Raw genomic sequence first — 16,510 nt, 5'->3', positions numbered from 1 at the left:
ACAAACAATACAATTTTGCATACTCCCATTACCTTAATTATCACCGGACTAATAATTGGAACAGTAGGAACACTTATAGGAGCCGGAGGTGGTTTTATACTTGTACCCTTTTTACTTCTTTTCTATACTGAATTCCCTCCCGAGGTCGTTACGGCAATCTCAATAGCTGTAGTGGCTGTGAACTCTATTTCAGGCTCTATGGCCTATGCTAAATCCGGTAGAATTGATTATAAGGCAGGATTGGTTTTTGCAGTATTCACTATTCCGGGATCAATACTTGGGGTTTATACCGTTAAATACATTCCGCAGAATATATTTAAAATCATATTCGGTATTATGCTTATTGGACTTTCGGTATACCTTTTCTTTAAAAACAAGGCTATTATTTCCAATTCGGTTATCAGCTCAGAAAAAAAAGGATACAAACATACCGTACTAACCGATAAAAGCGGAACAACATACGAATACAGCTATAAGCAATCAATAGGTTCACTTATAAGTGTTGTGGTAGGTTACATCTCCCCTCTTTTAGGTATTGGCGGCGGAATAATACATGTACCTGCCATGGTAAACTGGCTAAAATTCCCTGTGCATATTGCTACAGCAACTTCACACTTCATATTGGCTATTATGGCTACCGTTAGTGTGATTACACATGCTGTAAATGGCACATACAACAATACCGATATTGTTTTAACTATAGTGTACTTATCACTGGGGGTTATACCAGGAGCTCAGCTTGGCGCTTATTTTTCCCATAAAATTAAAAGCCATACCATTATCAGGGCACTTGCTGTATGCCTTATTATAGTAGGAATAAGAATCCTTTTTTATGGTAAGCATTAGGGAGTATACATCTGCAGACAAACCCTGTCTAATAGAATTACTCAGACTAAACACCCCTCATTACTTTTCACCTGAGGAAGAACAGGATTTAATTGACTATTTGAATAATAGTATTTATAAATACTATGTACTTACTAAAAATGAAAACATTGTTGGCGCAGGAGGCATAAACCTTTCTGACGACCTTACTACAGGAATACTTTCATGGGATTTTTTCCATCCTGATTATCATGGACAGGGATTAGGTACTACCTTAACCCTTTTCAGAATCCAAAAAATAAAACAAATCAGTACGGTAACAACCGTGAGGGTTCGTACATCACAACTCACTTATAAGTTTTACGGAAAGTTTGGATTTAAAATTCGGGAAATCAGTAAAGACTACTGGGCAAAAGGTTTGGATTTATACCGAATGGAAAACAGTATCAACGATATTAAATAACTGTCGGCTTCCTGTTTTTATACAAATGCATTACATGAAACACCAGTACAATAAAAGCACCTACTAACAATCCTGTAAATAGGGAAAAGATAAAATTCCCTGCAATAATTAAAAACATACCTATAAGGCTATTTTCTGTTATCTCCCATCCCTGTGGTAAATAATCCCTGTGTAGAGAGGTGGTAAGTATTACAAATCTTTCAAACAATCTGCCCATATTCATTATGATGCCAAGAAACAACAGGAAATAAACACTTCTTCCTAATCTTTTGTTTAAAAGCAACAAAGGAATAAGGAGATGACCATTACTCATTAATAAGTAACTCCACCAATAAGGACCTGTAGCCCTGTTTATTAAAGCATACTCTTCGTTAGGGAATATCAATAACAGCAAATACGATAACAGTCCCATTACCGAATAACAAACAATTATCCATCGTAGAAAATTTATCGATTTTGTATAAATATCATCCCTTTTAAATATTGATTTATACAATACAAGAGCAATCACAATATAAAATAGCTCTTTTATAAAAATATTGTTTACTATATTTAGTATTACCTGTAAGGTGTTCATATTATTGAAATGAATTAGTAATATAATCTAAAATCAAGTGTTTTACAAAGAGCATAACGTTTTTCATGCAGTTCTTCCACTATATCTACTACGTCATCACTATCTTCAAAAAGGCTGAAAAATAATTTATCGAGATTAACACTACTAATACCGCTAAAGGGAAGTCCGTAACCCGATATGGCTTTAGCTCCTGTAATATCAAGAAAATACTGAGCCTCCTCTTCATCAAGATCCAATACTTTTGAGTTGGCGAAATGTATTACCTTCCCTTTCATCCTTCCTTCAAAAAGCTCGGCAATCTCCTCTATGCTGTAATAATATCCGTTAATACAAATATTGTTGGCCTGTCCCTGCATTACCAGGTAAATAATCTCATAGTTTTTAAAGTTATGATCGTCATACAGTAAAGCCTGCAGGCTCTCCTCCATTCCTTCTATAGTATCACAGTTTTTATAAATACTGGAAATCCCTTCAAAAGCCAACTGTTCCAAATTCCTAACCACTTCGGTACTTTCTGCCCTGTCTACATCGGTTACAGCCTCAAGGCAAAAAATGAAGTTTTCATAATCCATATAATCTATTCTAAATAATGCATGGCAAATGTAATATTTGTGTTTTAAAATCACATTTTTGATGCTCTTATATTGTGTTAGTAATCATAAAATAGACACCAATTGTTTACCAATAAACAGAAAACCATTACTTTCGCGCAAAAATTATATTACCCGGTGGCAAGCAATCCTACAGACAGAATTACCTATTTCCCTGAAAGCCTGATAAATTCTATTGATTTACCGGAACGCTTCACCTTTCCTTTTTACTACGAGCCACACGAGTTAACAAAAATAGCGGCAGAAGAACTGCAATACTATTTAGAAACTCAAACCGAACTGGATCACAACTTTGGTTTGGATGAGAATCAAGACGGAATTGTTATTGGGAAAATGTTTGGAGTATTAGTAGTAAAAGACACAAATGGAAAACTGGGCTACCTGTCGGCTTTTTCAGGTAAACTTGCCGGATCTAATGAGCATCCTAAATTTGTTCCTCCTGTTTTTGATATGCTTATGGAAAATAGTTTTTTCCTGAAGGAGCAGTATATTCTTAACAGCATTAACGACAGGGTTAAAGAAATTGAAGCCGATAGTCATTACATCTCCCTCAAACAAAAACTACAGAAATATAATTTAGCTTCTGATAAAGAGATAAATGACTTTAAACAAATTTTAAAAGCCAACAAACAGGATCGTAAAAAACAGCGCCAGGAACAAAAAAATATCCTGAGTGGTGAAGATTATGCCGAGTTTGAGGCTTTCATGATAAAACACAGTCTACACGATAAGCATCAGCTTAACGTATTAATAAATAAATGGCAGGAAAGCATTGATGAAGTTAAACAACAGCTTGCCGAATACGAAAACACTATTGAAAGCTTAAAGAAAGAGCGAAAGGAAAAATCGTCTGCATTGCAACAACAGCTTTTTGAACAATATGTATTTTTAAATAAAGACAGAGAAAACAAAAGCCTTCATGCCATATTTAAGGATACGGTATTTGGAAAACCTCCCGCTGCAGCCGGAGAATGTGCCACCCCTAAGCTATTGCAATATGCTTTTAAACACGGTTTCCAACCGATAGCTATGGCTGAATTTTGGTGGGGAACGCCTCCAAAGTCGGAAATAAGGCAGCACAAACAATACTACCCTGCCTGTACCGGTAAATGTAAACCTATATTGGAACATATGCTAAAAGGCACTCCTGTAGATGATAACCCGTTATTAATCAATCAGGGAGAGGACAAAAAACTGGAAATTATTTTTGAGGACGATTACCTTATCGTGGTAAACAAACCTGCCGAGTTGCTTTCGGTTCCCGGTATTGTAATTCAGGACTCGGTTTATACAAGGCTTCAGGCAATGTGGGGAAATATCGAGCCTTTAATTATTCACAGGTTGGATATGGCAACTTCAGGCTTACTGGTAGTAGCAAAGACCAAAGAAACTCATAAAGACATACAAAAACAGTTTTTAAGACGTACTGTAAACAAACGCTATACAGCATTACTGGCGGGAACATTTGCCGAAAATGAGGGCGAAATAAGCCTGCCGTTACGTGGTGACCTTGATAACAGACCCCGACAATTAGTTTGCTTTGAACACGGTAAAAAAGCGGTAACCAAATGGAAAACTGTAGCGAAAAATGAAACTACTACCAAAGTTCATTTTTGGCCACTTACTGGTCGTACGCATCAGTTACGCATGCATTCGGCACACGAACAGGGACTAAATGCTCCTATTGTAGGTGATGACCTGTATGGTACATCTGCCGAAAGGCTACATCTGCATGCTGCCTATTTAGAATTTATACATCCGGCAACTCAGGAAAAAATGAGTTTTGAAGCTCCCGAAGAGTTTTAATTATTTTATATCATTTTGTTTTTTCAGTTTATTCATTTTACTAACTTAAATAATTCATACCGAATTAGAAAGAGTTTTGATGAAGTAAATTGATAATATAATAAGGTGTCAGTTTTTCCCTAAAGATTTTTAAAGATTGGAGGCTCAGAATTTGTAATCGACCACCTAATCCATATTTTGAAATTTTCGGGAATATAAAATGTAAGATTTCATAGCGTTTCTCATATTTAGACAGGACTGACTGTAATTTATAGCAGTCCAAATGCTGATGTGTTTCCATATTTTATTGCGGGAATTTTAATATGATTTTTTTTTCCTTCTATAGTAATATAACTTTCTAAGTACCAGAATGAAATTCCCATTTGAGTTTTATCAAAAGTTAAAATTGGAGAGTTTAGTTCTGTGTTTTCGGTTTCCCACTCAAAATCTACTTCAACTCCAATTTTTATAAATTTGTCATCTATTTTTACAAAGAAATCTTTTTTGTCACGAGGTTTATAATTTAGGCTCATTTTCCCTTTTGTTTTCCCATTCTTAATTACAACTTGACTCAAACATAATTCTTCAAAATCAATTAGATTTACCTTATCTAACGAAAATTTTTTCCCTATACTATTAATTGGTTTATTATGTAGACTTGAAAATAATTCAGCATCTTCTTTAAGAACACCTAAAACAATCTTATTTACTGATGTTAATTTTAAATTTGAATGTGTAGTTTTTATTTTAAAAAAACCAATAGGAATATTTACAGCTTCATGATTACTTATAATCACTAAAGAAACATTTTCTAAACTACAAACATATTCTTTTATGTCTTCAGAAAAATCTATTTTTGAGATAATTATTAGGCTCTCAAATTTTAAATCTTTTAAAACATTTTTAAAGTATTCAATATTTGTAGCGCAATCTTGAGGGATTAATTTAACTATTATTACCTCTTCTTTAAAGTTGTTTTTAATTGTAAATTCTGCATTATTTGAATTATTAGATCTAGCTAAAGGATTAATTGAAATTATATATTCCTGATTTATAGAAACTTTTAGCAATTCATATACATATTCAAAGAAGTTCGTCGCCATTATCGATTCATGCGAACGAAGTTCAAATAAAAAATTAGGTGGATTATAATGTATTAATTCACCAGATTCATTCTTTCGAAGAAATTCTATTTGCAAACCATTCCATACAAATTGATGTTTATAGTATATATCTAGTTGTACCTTATTCGAAAAATAAATTGGTGCTTCAAGAATGTTAGCTTTCCAAAAAATATTTAACCCTAATTGAGAAAATAAAAATTCGGCGGCTTTCTTTGAAGTCTCTAAAAAATCAACATTGCCGTATTTTGAATGCTCAACAACTATTTTGTTCCTAATAAAGCGAAATGTTTCATCATCTCTTCCTTCAAACTGTGAACTTATAGATAATTTGTTATTTCGTTCTTCGTTGCTTAGCGATTCGTGTTTTGTTGCATCTGCTATGTCAACGATAACATTGTATTCCTGAGAATTTTTATTAGTTCTAACAGATTTTCTTCCAGCGATTTCTGGAAAATGACTTAATCGAACTGCTAAATCTTCTGCCATTGTAATGAAATCAGAAATATCTGAATCAACTGAAATTTGATTTGTCAATTCAGAGTTTAACCTCTCCCATGGACGAATGATACTAGTTGCAAATCTTAAATTTAAGTTCATATCTTTCATGATTAGTTTGTGGGGCTTCTTAGTCTTTGCTAATTTATAGCATATATCTGGCTTTTCACAGATGTATATGTGTAATGTATCACTATGTTATACAATACTAAACAAAAAAATAAAATCTTGATTATGGTTTTAAGTAAACGGAGTTAAATTAGAAAAGGTATAAAAACAAAAAAGCTTCAGTGAAAACTGAAGCTTTTTAAAGGTTGTGGGCGATGAGGGATTCGAACCCCCGACCCCCTCGGTGTAAACGAGGTGCTCTGAACCAACTGAGCTAATCGCCCGCTATATCTGCAATTGCAACCGTAATCAGTTCCTTATTGCGAGTGCAAATATACGCTTAGTATTTGTATTTGCAAGTGTTTTTGAAAAATATTTTAAAGTTTTTTTATGTCTTTCAAAAGCACCTTCTTTTCAAAATTCACTACCTCAATCTCAATAGGCTCATTATTAGCATTTCTACCTTCAATGATATAAATTTTACCTCCTTTATAAGGAGTCTTACTTCTTGAAAAATCTACATCACCAAACTCGGTAGTTTTCTCTACATCCTCCATAGTAACCCAGTTTTGGTCTAATTTTTCCTGGGCCTCGTCAGACACATTAAAGCTTTTACTCCTAATATCTTTTAGAACCCTGCAATTTGGGAGATAACAAAAGTCGGCATCTTTTTTCTTTAAAAAGAATACTAAAAATATACACCCTAAAAGGGCTCCGAATAAAAAGTATGCTAAACGGTATTTAAATTTCATTTTTTAATTTTTTGTAAAAGTAATTAAAAACGGTGGCTTAAATCTCCTCCAGCTTTCTTCTTTTTCTTTCGGCACCAATAAGGTTAAGCTCACGTGTGGTTTGCCCAGCTACCGATGTATTTTCCTCTGCTCTTCTTATAAGGTACGGCATAACATCCCTTACAGGACCAAACGGAAGGTATTTAGTAACATTATAATCATTAGCAGCAAGATTAAAGCTAATGTTATCACTCATACCATATAACTGTCCAAAAAATACTTTACCATCATTTTTAGCAATGCCCTTCTCTTCCATAAGTTGCATAAGCTTGTAAGAACTGTCCTCGTTATGAGTTCCGGCAAAAATTGCCATAGTATCTATATGGTCTACCATGTACTGTATAGCAGCATCATAGTTTTCATCTGTAGCTTTTTTAGACGGACAAATAGGTGACTGGTAACCTTTCTCCTCTGCCCTTTTGTTTTCTTTTTCCATGTAGGCTCCCCTCACTACTTTCATCCCAATATGAAATCCTTCTTCCTTAGCCTGTGCATGCAATTTTTGAAGATACTCCAGTCTGTCCCAACGATACATTTGTAACGTGTTATAAACTATAGCTTTCTCCTTGTTGTATTTACGCATCATCTCGGCAACAAGATCATCGGCTGCATCCTGCATCCAGCTTTCTTCAGCATCAATAAGCAGTGCCACATCCATTTCATGAGCCGTTTTACAAACTTTTTCAAAACGCTCTATAACCCTGTTCCATTCTGCAGTTTCAGTTTCGTTAAGTGATTTGCCCTCTCCCAGTTTTTGGTAAAGTTCAAAACGCCCGAAACCTGTTGGCTTGAATACCGCAAAAGGTATCGCTGCCCTTTCTTTTGCAAAAACAATAGTTTTTAAGGTTTTATTGAGTGCGTTATCAAATTCCGACTCATCTTCTTTTGCTTCTACCGAGTAGTCAAGTACCGATGTTACACCTTTAGTAAACATCTTGTCTACCACAGGAAGGCAATCTTCCTCATTTGTACCTCCGCAAAAATGATCAAATACCGTAGCCCTGATAAGGCCTTCTACAGGTAAATGTACTTTTAATGCAAAATTTGTTACTGCTGTTCCTATCTTTACAAGAGGCTCAGAAGCTATCATCTTAAAAAGGAAATAAGCCCTGTCAAGTTCTGTATCACTTTTAAGGGAAAATGCAACTGCTGTGTTGTTGAAGATTTTTTCCATTGCGTTAAAAAATTTGTGCAAATATAAATACACTACAATCAATATTTAATAATATAAAATAGTTTATTTTGCGATATATTTAAATTTGTTCGTTATGCAGGCTATTCAAACCCCACATTATCCTATACTTTTTAATAACGATTGTTACTCTTTTTTACAGGAAACCATAACTTCCGATAAATATTCGAAGGTATTTGTGGTTGCCGACAGTAACACTTCTCAGCTTTGCCTGCCTAACTTCTTGGCACAACTGGCTACCGAAGTGGAAATAGAGATACTGGAAATTGATGCCGGCGAAATAAACAAAACTATTGAAACCTGTACCCAGTTATGGTATGCTCTTACCGAAATGGGCGGCGATAGGAAAAGCATAATGATAAATGTAGGTGGCGGAATGATTACCGATTTAGGCGGATTTGTTTCGTCTACCTTTAAACGAGGTATCGACTTTATTAATGTGCCTACTTCCCTATTGTCTATGGTTGATGCTTCTGTTGGCGGTAAAACCGGTGTAGACCTTGGCTCTCTCAAAAATCAGGTGGGTGTTATTAGTAATCCTATAGCGGTACTTATGGATATTAATTACCTTGGTACACTACCGCAAAACGAAATGCGCGCCGGACTGGCAGAGATGCTAAAACACGGACTTATTTGTGATAAAACTTACTGGGAAAAATTTCTTGACCTTAACGAACTAACTACAGACGACCTTCAGCAGCTTATATATGAGTCGGTAATTATAAAAAATAATGTCGTAACTCAAGACCCTACCGAAAAAGGATTACGTAAAATATTAAACTTCGGTCACACAATTGGACACGCCATAGAATCGTACCATCTCGACACCGAAGAAAAAACAACATTACTTCATGGCGAAGCCATAGCTATAGGTATAGTAATGGAAAGTTATATATCATTTAAAAAAGATTTATTAACTTTAAATGAATATACTCAAATAAAAGAAGTAATAACTTCAATATTCGGGAAAACAGAATTTGACCAAACCGACATTGAAAACATCATGAAACTCCTGTCTCATGATAAAAAAAGTGAATTTGGAGAGGTACTTTTTGTAGTGCTAAACGGTATTGGTAAAGCATCGTTTAATGAGCCTGTAAACAACGAGCTTATAACCGAAGCTTTTCACGACTATTTAGCATAACATTTTTTTAAGAAATTGTTTTTAAATACGAATGATTATTTTTTACATTTGCGCCGATGAAAAAATACCTACACATAGTTTTTAAAGCAGTAACCATAAGGGATAACAACGTGTTGTCTACTATGCGTATTTTATGGCTTTTAACGAAAAAAAGTGCAGGTATGCCAATATATTTTAACAAAAATATTCACAAAAGTTTAGAAATAATGTACGCTAATTTAAGAGTTTGAAAACAGATTATCACTTTAAGTTTTTCTTAATTTTATAATCAGTCAAACTCACTAATAGTATGAACACAAAATATTTCGATTTAATAAATCAGACTTTTTATTTCCCTCAGGAAGAATTTACCCTAAATAAAGACAACCTTTTATTCCACAACATCGATTTGATGAAGCTTGTGGAACAATATGGTTCTCCATTAAAATTTACCTACTTACCTCAAATTTCTAATAATATCCAGAAAGCAAAAGGATGGTTTAGAAATGCAATGGAAAAACATAAGTATGAAGGTAAATACTACTATTGTTATTGTACAAAAAGCTCTCACTTTGAATATGTGATGAATGAGGCTTTTAAAAACAATATCCATGTAGAGACATCATCTGCTTTTGATATTAACATAGTTGAGAAACTATTAGAGAGCGGAAAAATAAACAAGAATACCTTTGTGATATGTAACGGTTTTAAAAGAGACCAGTACATAGATAACATAGCAAGGCTTATTAATAACGGGCATAACAAAACTATTCCTATTATAGATAACTATGAGGAACTTGACCTGTTACAGGAAAAAATTAACGGTAAGTTTAAAATAGGTATACGTATTGCTGCTGAGGAAGAGCCTAAATTTGAATTCTATACCTCTCGTTTAGGTATAGGTTACAGGAATATTGTACCTTTTTACAGAAAACAAATTCAGGAGAACAAGAATTTGGAGCTTAAAATGCTTCACTTCTTTATCAACACAGGTATAAGGGATACGTCTTACTACTGGAATGAGCTTTTAAAATGTTTAAAAGTATACATAAGCCTTAAAAAAGAGTGCCCTAGCCTTGACAGCCTTAATATTGGTGGTGGTTTCCCTATCAAAAACTCACTGGCGTTTGAATACGACTACCAGTACATGATAGACGAGATACTAAATCAAATTAAAATTGCCTGCGAAGAAGCTGAAGTAGATGTACCAAACATTTTTACAGAATTCGGTTCGTTTACTGTAGGTGAAAGCGCCGGAGCAATTTATCAGGTACTTTACCAAAAGCAACAAAACGACAGGGAAAAATGGAATATGATTGACTCATCTTTCATCACTACCCTTCCGGATACATGGGCAATAAACAAGCGTTTCATTATGCTTGCTGTGAACCGTTGGAACGACCAGTATGAAAGAGTACTTTTAGGAGGAATGACATGTGACAGTGATGATTATTACAATTCTGAACAAAACATGAACGCTATTTACCTACCTAAGTATAATAAAGAAAAACCTTTGTATATTGGTTTCTTTAATACTGGTGCTTATCAGGAAACAATTGGCGGGTACGGCGGATTACACCACTGCCTTATCCCACAGCCAAAACACATACTGATAGACAGGGATGAAAACGGAATTTTAGCGACCGAAGTATTTTCTGAGCAACAGGACGCAGAAGATGTTCTAAAAATATTAGGTTACGATAAAAAATAATTTATTTTTGAGTTTTTTAAAAAACATACATAAACAGATTTAAAATGAACAAAGGACCAATTAGCCAGTTTATTGAAAAGTACTATCTGCACTTCAATTCGGCTGCATTAGTAGACGCTGCCAAAGCTTATGAAGAGCAACTTAACGGTGGTGCTAAAATGATGGTGACACTTGCAGGTGCTATGAGTACAGCGGAACTTGGAAAAATTTTCGCCGAAATGATTCGTCAGGATAAAGTACAAATCATTTCTTGTACAGGGGCTAACCTTGAAGAAGATATTATGAATCTTGTAGCTCACTCTCACTACGAGAGAGTACCTAATTATAGAGATCTAACTCCACAACAGGAATGGGATTTACTGGAGCGCGGACTTAACCGTGTTACAGATACCTGTATCCCTGAACATGAAGCTTTCAGAAGGCTACAAAAACACATATACCAAATATGGAAAGATGCAGATGATAAGGGTGAAAGATATTTCCCTCATGAGTTTATGTATAAAATGCTTCTTTCCGGTGTTCTTGAAGAGTACTATGAAATAGACCTTAAAGACAGTTGGATGTATGCTGCTGCAGAAAAGAATTTACCAATAGTAGTACCTGGATGGGAAGACAGTACAATGGGTAACATTTTTGCTTCATACGTGATTAAAGGGGAGCTTAAAGCTACAACTATGAAATCAGGTATTGAGTACATGACTTTCCTTGCTGACTGGTATTCTAAAAACAGTGATAACGGTGTAGGTTTCTTTCAAATTGGTGGTGGTATTGCGGGTGACTTCCCTATTTGTGTTGTACCGATGCTTTACCAGGATATGGAAATGCACGATGTTCCTTTCTGGAGCTACTTCTGTCAGATATCAGACTCTACAACAAGTTACGGTTCGTACTCTGGAGCTGTTCCAAATGAAAAGATTACCTGGGGTAAACTGGACATAAACACACCTAAGTTTATTATAGAATCAGATGCAACAATTGTTGCCCCTCTAATTTTTGCTTACCTGTTAGATTTATAATATCATTTTATGAAAAGAGTTATTGTTGATTACGCCAAATTAACTAATGAAATTTTAACCCTTTTGGTGGATAAATTTCCTGACGGATATGACGATTCTGATATCATCCGTTTTAAAAATGCAAAAAACGAAACTATCGAAGCGGTAGAAGTACGTACAGAAGATACTATTTATCTTGTAAAAGTTAGTACTAAGCTTGCTGATAGGATTGAAAACTACGAAGATGACGATATGGATTCTGACGGTGGTGATGATCTTGATGCATTAAAAGATCTTGAAATCGCTAATAATAATGACGATGACGACGATGATGATGACAGCGATAATGATACTAATGATGACGAGGAGGAAGAAGAATAGTAATCCGGTAATCATATAAAATATTAAAGAACTCTTAACAGAGTTCTTTTTTTTTGCCCAATATCCTATTTTAGTGGAAATTCAACGACCATGAAAAAAACAGTATTAGTATTTATATCCGTTATGTCTTTATTTGTCTCCTGTAAAGAAGAAACAAAAGAAGAAGTTATTATACCTGAAGAAAAAGCAGAAAAAAATGTAGCCGAAACACCTACATACGAAAAAATGTGCTTTTTACAAGTAACCGAAAGTAAACCTGAATATACTCCTAATAAAGTGATTAGGGATAGTATCGTATTTGAAATTGAAAGAAAAGGCGATAGTGTTAGCGGAATTTTTAACTGGCTACCTGCCGAAAAAGATAAGAAACTAAGCACCTTTAAAGGTGTTCTTACCGGAAAAACCGGCAACGCCATTGCTAATTATTCGGCTGAAGGTATGAATTACAAAGAAGAACTGGTATTTACCCTTGGTGAAGATCAGGTTTCTATAATATATGGCGAGATGGTTCAGGGAGACGACGGGATTTGGAAATACAAAAGTAAGGAGGCCTCCTCTACCCAAAAATTATCTAAAGTTGACTGTAAGTAAAAAAGCCCTTTTCGGGCTTTTTTTTATTCTAAATATCTTTCTTTAAATACTTTCATATGATGATACTGATGGGCGGTTATTAAAAAACCTAATGCTCTAACCGATACCTCGTGACCGGAAGCTTCACCCCTTCTCAATAATTGTTCCTGAGAAAAAGACTTAAACATCACTAATGAAGACTGCCTTACTAAAGCCAACTCGGTAAGTATATCCTGCAAGCTTCTGTTTTCAGCATCAGTATTACTCACGTAGTCATTTTCATCAAACCCCGGTAACGGAGTCTTGTCATTTCTGGAAATTCGTAATGCCCTGTAAGCAAAAATACGCTCGGTATCAATAACATGCTGAATAATTTCCTTAATGGTCCATTTACCCTCTGCATACCTGTACCCATGTCTATCCATAGGGATATCCTGTATAAAATGAACAAATTCATGAACACTTACTTCAAGCCATTCGGTTAAAGTATAAGTATCGTCTACATTAGGCAAATAGGTTTCACAATACGGAGCATACTCAGTATTTGATAATTCTGTTATTTTCATATTTAAAATTTAGGCAGAGTTTCTGCTGGCATTAATATTTCCAAAAAGGGAACGGGTTACAATTTTTTCATAAACATCCAGCATATCATCTTTCTCTTCTCCGTTTTTCATTAACCTGATTTTATGCAGGGCATATTGCTGAATGGTTAACAAAGGTAACACAATATGTTCTCTCATTTTAATGGAAGCCTTACCGTCAGGATAATTTTCCATTAATTCATTAAATCCTGAAATTTTAAGCAACAGCCTGTTGGTTTCCAAAAACTCATCGTGAATAATATCCCAAAACGAACCAAACTCTTTATCCTCTCTCATATAAGCCGTTAACGGGAAAAACGATTTGGATAACGACATCATACTGTTTTCAATAAGTGTCCTGAAAAACAACGAGTTTTCATACAGGTCTTCTACCTCATTCCATTTACCGTGTTTTTCCATTTTACTAAGTGCATAACCTACACCATAAAATCCGGGTACGTTTTGCTTTAACTGGCTCCAAGATCCCACAAACGGTATAGCCCTCAAATCATTAAAGTCCAATTCGGCAGTTTTATTTCTTTTTGAAGGCCTACTACCTATATTGGTTTTCGCGTAATAGTTAAGCGTGCTCATTTTTTCCAGATACGGCAAAAACTTAGGGTGTGCCTTAAATTCTGAATATTTTTCAAAACTCAGCTTGGCCAGCTCATCAAACACTTGGCGCTGCTGTGCTGTAAGTTGCTTCTTATCTTTATTAAACACACCATTTGTAACACCGGCACTCAACAGGTTTTCTAAATTAAACCTACACGAATCAAGCGTACCGAAATTAGAACTTATGGTTTGCCCCTGTATAGTTATCTGTATCTCATTGTTTTCAATAGATTCACCCAATGAGGCATAAAACTTATGGGTTTTTCCGCCACCTCTTGCCGGTGGTCCGCCACGACCGTCAAAAAATATCACTTTGATTCCATATTCACGGGCTACAGCGGTAAGATTTTCTTTTGCAGTATAAATACTCCAGTTTGCCATTAGGTAACCACCGTCTTTAGTTCCGTCAGAAAAACCAAGCATAATGGTTTGCCTGTTACCTCTGGCTTTAAGATGAGTGGCATACCTTTCGTTTTCATACAATTTTCGCATTGCCTCTCCTGCTTCTTTCAAATCGTCTACCGTTTCAAAAAGCGGAACAATATCTACCGATGGCTCATCCCACCCTAAAAGCCCGAACAGAGTAAGCAGTTCCAGTACATTATGAGCATTTTCGTTATTACTTATAATATAGCGGTTTGCCCCCTGTTCTCCGTTTCTTTCCTGTATGGTTCGCATTGCCAGTATAGACTCCAGCGTTAACCTTGTATTATCGTCTTTAAAATCTTCAGTATTAATATTTCCTTTTAAGCTTAACAAAGCATTAAGCTTAGCTTTTTCATCCAAGTCCCTATACTCATTAGCAAGATTTGTATTATTCTGACTGTCCAGATTTGACAATACCGCCTGTACTACTTTATCATGAATACGGCTGTTTTGCCTGATATCTAAAGTAGCAAAATGGAATCCGAAAAGATTCACCTTATTGATAAGCTTTTCAATCTCGTCAAGATACAGGGACTGATGGTGTTCAACTACCCTGTTCTTAATTTCGTGTAAAAGTGTTTTTAGCTCTTCTAAATCAATATACAGTTCGCCCTGTGAGTAGAAAACCGAACGATACAATTTTTGCTCAATTTCTATAACTAAAGGCTCAACCCCCGGAAATGTTAGCTTACGCCTCATTCTCCTTATATCATTATAATAACATTTAAGTATAGAGGTACGAAGTCTTCCTGCAACATCAAGGGTAATATCGGTCGTTACAAACGGGTTACCGTCCCTGTCACCTCCCGGCCAGAAACCGAAAGACATAACCGGATGTGCCGGATGTTCACCATTATATATAGTATCCTGAATATAGAAAGCCATTTCGCCTGCCGTTTTGTAAAATACATTTTCAAGATACCATATAAGGCTAACAGCCTCATCAAACGGAGTTGGCTTTTCTTTTTTAATAAAAGGTGTTTTACCTAACTGCGCTAACAGGGTTTTAATTTCAGGCAAATCATTCCTTTTAATAGCCTCGGTTAAATCAGTTATAATACCAAGTACATTTCCCGGATAAAACTGTGTAGGGTGTGCCGTAAGCACGGTTCTGATTTGGAATTCATCTAAAAACTTCCTCAGTTCATCAATTATGCCCTGATTGTCGGCCTTATTCCGTATATCTCTTAAAGATCCCGTCCCTTCCATATTATGTAAGGATACGAAAGCGGCATCTTCAATAGCGTCAAACAGTACTACCTGTCGCTCTACATATTGTATAAAGCGAAACATCAGGTCTATTTTTTCCTGTTCAGTACTATCCTGCTGGTATTTTTCAATAAAACTGTCGAATATTTGTTGCGGACTCTTGTTTTGGGTAAACCCCTCTTCACATACATCTGTAAAAAGCGGCAGTAACACCCCCGTATTGTCTATGTCGTCAAAAGGAAGTGTCATGAAAATACTGTTAAACAACTGGTATTTAAGCTCCACATTTTCCTTAAAACGTTCAATTTTTGTGGCTGGGTACATGCTTATTATTTTTACACTGAATTTAATAAAAAAACCCTTATGCTATTCACATAAGGGTTATAAACTTTTTATAAAAAATCTTACAGATCTTTGAAGATTGTATGCATTAACCTTTTCTTGTCGTTAATGCTTTCTTCAAGTGATATCATAGTTTCAGTTCTGTAAACTCCTTCAATATCATCAATCATGAAGATTACTTCTTTAGCGTGCTTAGTATCTCTTGCTCTTATTTTACAAAAGATGTTAAACTTACCTGTAGTAACGTGTGCAACAGTTACAAAAGGTATTTCATTGATTCTCTCAAGAACAAATTTAGTTTGAGAAGTGTTATGAAGGAATACACCAACATAAGCAATGAATGAATATCCAAGTTTTTCGTAATCTAAAGTAAGAGAAGAACCCTGGATGATTCCTGCATCTTCCATTTTTTTAACCCTTACGTGAACGGTACCGGCAGATATAAGCAATTTTTTAGCAATATCTGTAAAAGGAACCCTTGTATTGTCAATCAGCATATCTAATATCTGGTGATCAACTTCATCTAAACGAAACTTGCTCATAAGCGTAACTTTTTTTATTATTTAGGTATATATATTTATTA

General features: G+C 35.1%; 16 protein-coding genes and 1 tRNA gene. 8 read left to right on the top strand and 9 right to left on the bottom strand.

The window, feature by feature from the left end; all coding sequences use genetic code 11:
- Window positions 1-15: 15 nt before the first annotated feature.
- Window positions 16-846 carry a sulfite exporter TauE/SafE family protein gene (locus Q763_RS02330; protein ID WP_035130814.1) on the top strand — a complete coding sequence of 277 codons (831 nt, stop codon included), beginning with the start codon at window positions 16-18 and terminating at the stop codon, window positions 844-846.
- Window positions 833-1,288, top strand: coding sequence for a GNAT family N-acetyltransferase (locus Q763_RS02325; RefSeq protein WP_035130812.1), 456 nt, complete (start codon window positions 833-835; stop codon window positions 1,286-1,288). Before Q763_RS02330 ends, Q763_RS02325 begins: the two co-directional genes overlap by 14 nt.
- Here Q763_RS02325 and Q763_RS02320 read toward each other — a convergent pair.
- Together Q763_RS02320 and Q763_RS02315 are read right to left on the bottom strand one after the other, a co-directional pair.
- Complete coding sequence (locus Q763_RS02320; protein WP_035130810.1) at window positions 1,281-1,865, bottom strand: polysulfide reductase NrfD; 585 nt, start codon at window positions 1,863-1,865, stop codon at window positions 1,281-1,283. The genes Q763_RS02325 and Q763_RS02320 overlap by 8 nt on opposite strands.
- A gap of 14 nt (window positions 1,866-1,879) precedes the next feature.
- Window positions 1,880-2,437, bottom strand: coding sequence for a DUF6642 family protein (locus Q763_RS02315; protein WP_035130808.1), 558 nt, complete (start codon window positions 2,435-2,437; stop codon window positions 1,880-1,882).
- Window positions 2,438-2,539: 102 nt separating this feature from the next.
- Between Q763_RS02315 and Q763_RS02310 the strand changes: the two genes are divergently transcribed.
- A complete protein-coding gene (locus Q763_RS02310) occupies window positions 2,540-4,282 on the top strand; it encodes an RluA family pseudouridine synthase (protein WP_316931450.1) in 1,743 nt (580 codons plus the stop codon).
- A 248-nt stretch (window positions 4,283-4,530) separates the two neighbouring features.
- Here Q763_RS02310 and Q763_RS02305 read toward each other — a convergent pair whose 3' ends face one another.
- The 4 genes from Q763_RS02305 to Q763_RS02290 form a co-directional block, all read right to left on the bottom strand.
- A complete protein-coding gene (locus Q763_RS02305; RefSeq protein ID WP_035130806.1) occupies window positions 4,531-5,991 on the bottom strand; it encodes a hypothetical protein in 1,461 nt (486 codons plus the stop codon).
- A 206-nt stretch (window positions 5,992-6,197) separates the two neighbouring features.
- Window positions 6,198-6,272 (bottom strand) — tRNA-Val (locus Q763_RS02300).
- A gap of 93 nt (window positions 6,273-6,365) precedes the next feature.
- Window positions 6,366-6,740 carry a DUF4258 domain-containing protein gene (locus tag Q763_RS02295; protein WP_035130804.1) on the bottom strand — a complete coding sequence of 125 codons (375 nt, stop codon included), beginning with the start codon at window positions 6,738-6,740 and terminating at the stop codon, window positions 6,366-6,368.
- Between the two features lie 37 nt (window positions 6,741-6,777).
- The gene (locus tag Q763_RS02290) at window positions 6,778-7,953 is read right to left on the bottom strand and encodes a proline dehydrogenase family protein (RefSeq protein ID WP_035130801.1); all 1,176 of its coding nucleotides are present in this window, start codon (window positions 7,951-7,953) and stop codon (window positions 6,778-6,780) included.
- Window positions 7,954-8,047: 94 nt separating this feature from the next.
- Here Q763_RS02290 and aroB point away from each other — a divergent pair, with 94 nt between their 5' ends.
- The 5 genes from aroB (at window position 8,048) to Q763_RS02265 (ending at window position 12,772) form a co-directional block, all read left to right on the top strand.
- Window positions 8,048-9,115 (top strand): 3-dehydroquinate synthase, encoded by a 1,068-nt coding sequence (gene aroB / locus Q763_RS02285; RefSeq protein WP_035130798.1) that lies wholly within the window; start codon window positions 8,048-8,050, stop codon window positions 9,113-9,115.
- Between the two features lie 289 nt (window positions 9,116-9,404).
- Window positions 9,405-10,805 carry an arginine decarboxylase gene (locus Q763_RS02280; protein WP_035130796.1) on the top strand — a complete coding sequence of 467 codons (1,401 nt, stop codon included), beginning with the start codon at window positions 9,405-9,407 and terminating at the stop codon, window positions 10,803-10,805.
- A 44-nt stretch (window positions 10,806-10,849) separates the two neighbouring features.
- Window positions 10,850-11,821 (top strand): deoxyhypusine synthase family protein, encoded by a 972-nt coding sequence (locus Q763_RS02275; RefSeq protein ID WP_035130794.1) that lies wholly within the window; start codon window positions 10,850-10,852, stop codon window positions 11,819-11,821.
- 9 nt (window positions 11,822-11,830) lie between these two features.
- Entirely contained in the window at window positions 11,831-12,181 is a 351-nt protein-coding gene (locus Q763_RS02270) for a hypothetical protein (RefSeq protein WP_035130793.1), read from the top strand.
- A gap of 90 nt (window positions 12,182-12,271) precedes the next feature.
- Complete coding sequence (locus Q763_RS02265) at window positions 12,272-12,772, top strand: hypothetical protein (protein ID WP_035130792.1); 501 nt, start codon at window positions 12,272-12,274, stop codon at window positions 12,770-12,772.
- Between the two features lie 23 nt (window positions 12,773-12,795).
- Here the strand turns inward: Q763_RS02265 and Q763_RS02260 are convergent, their stop codons facing one another.
- From Q763_RS02260 to Q763_RS02250, 3 genes are all read right to left on the bottom strand, one after another.
- On the bottom strand, window positions 12,796-13,317 hold the full coding sequence (locus Q763_RS02260; RefSeq protein WP_035130791.1) for a DinB family protein: 522 nt from the start codon (window positions 13,315-13,317) through the stop codon (window positions 12,796-12,798).
- Between the two features lie 9 nt (window positions 13,318-13,326).
- Window positions 13,327-15,909, bottom strand: a complete 2,583-nt coding sequence (locus tag Q763_RS02255) for a phosphoenolpyruvate carboxylase (RefSeq protein ID WP_035130790.1) — start codon at window positions 15,907-15,909, stop codon at window positions 13,327-13,329.
- A gap of 80 nt (window positions 15,910-15,989) precedes the next feature.
- Entirely contained in the window at window positions 15,990-16,469 is a 480-nt protein-coding gene (locus Q763_RS02250) for an Lrp/AsnC family transcriptional regulator (RefSeq protein WP_035130789.1), read from the bottom strand.
- Between the last annotated feature and the right edge of the window lie 41 nt (window positions 16,470-16,510).

It is taken from the genome of Flavobacterium beibuense F44-8 (assembly GCF_000769915.1).
GTDB lineage: Bacteria > Bacteroidota > Bacteroidia > Flavobacteriales > Flavobacteriaceae > Flavobacterium > Flavobacterium beibuense.
The sequence above is the reverse complement of the archived record's forward strand: the minus strand, read 5'-3'. Positions and strand labels throughout refer to the sequence as shown.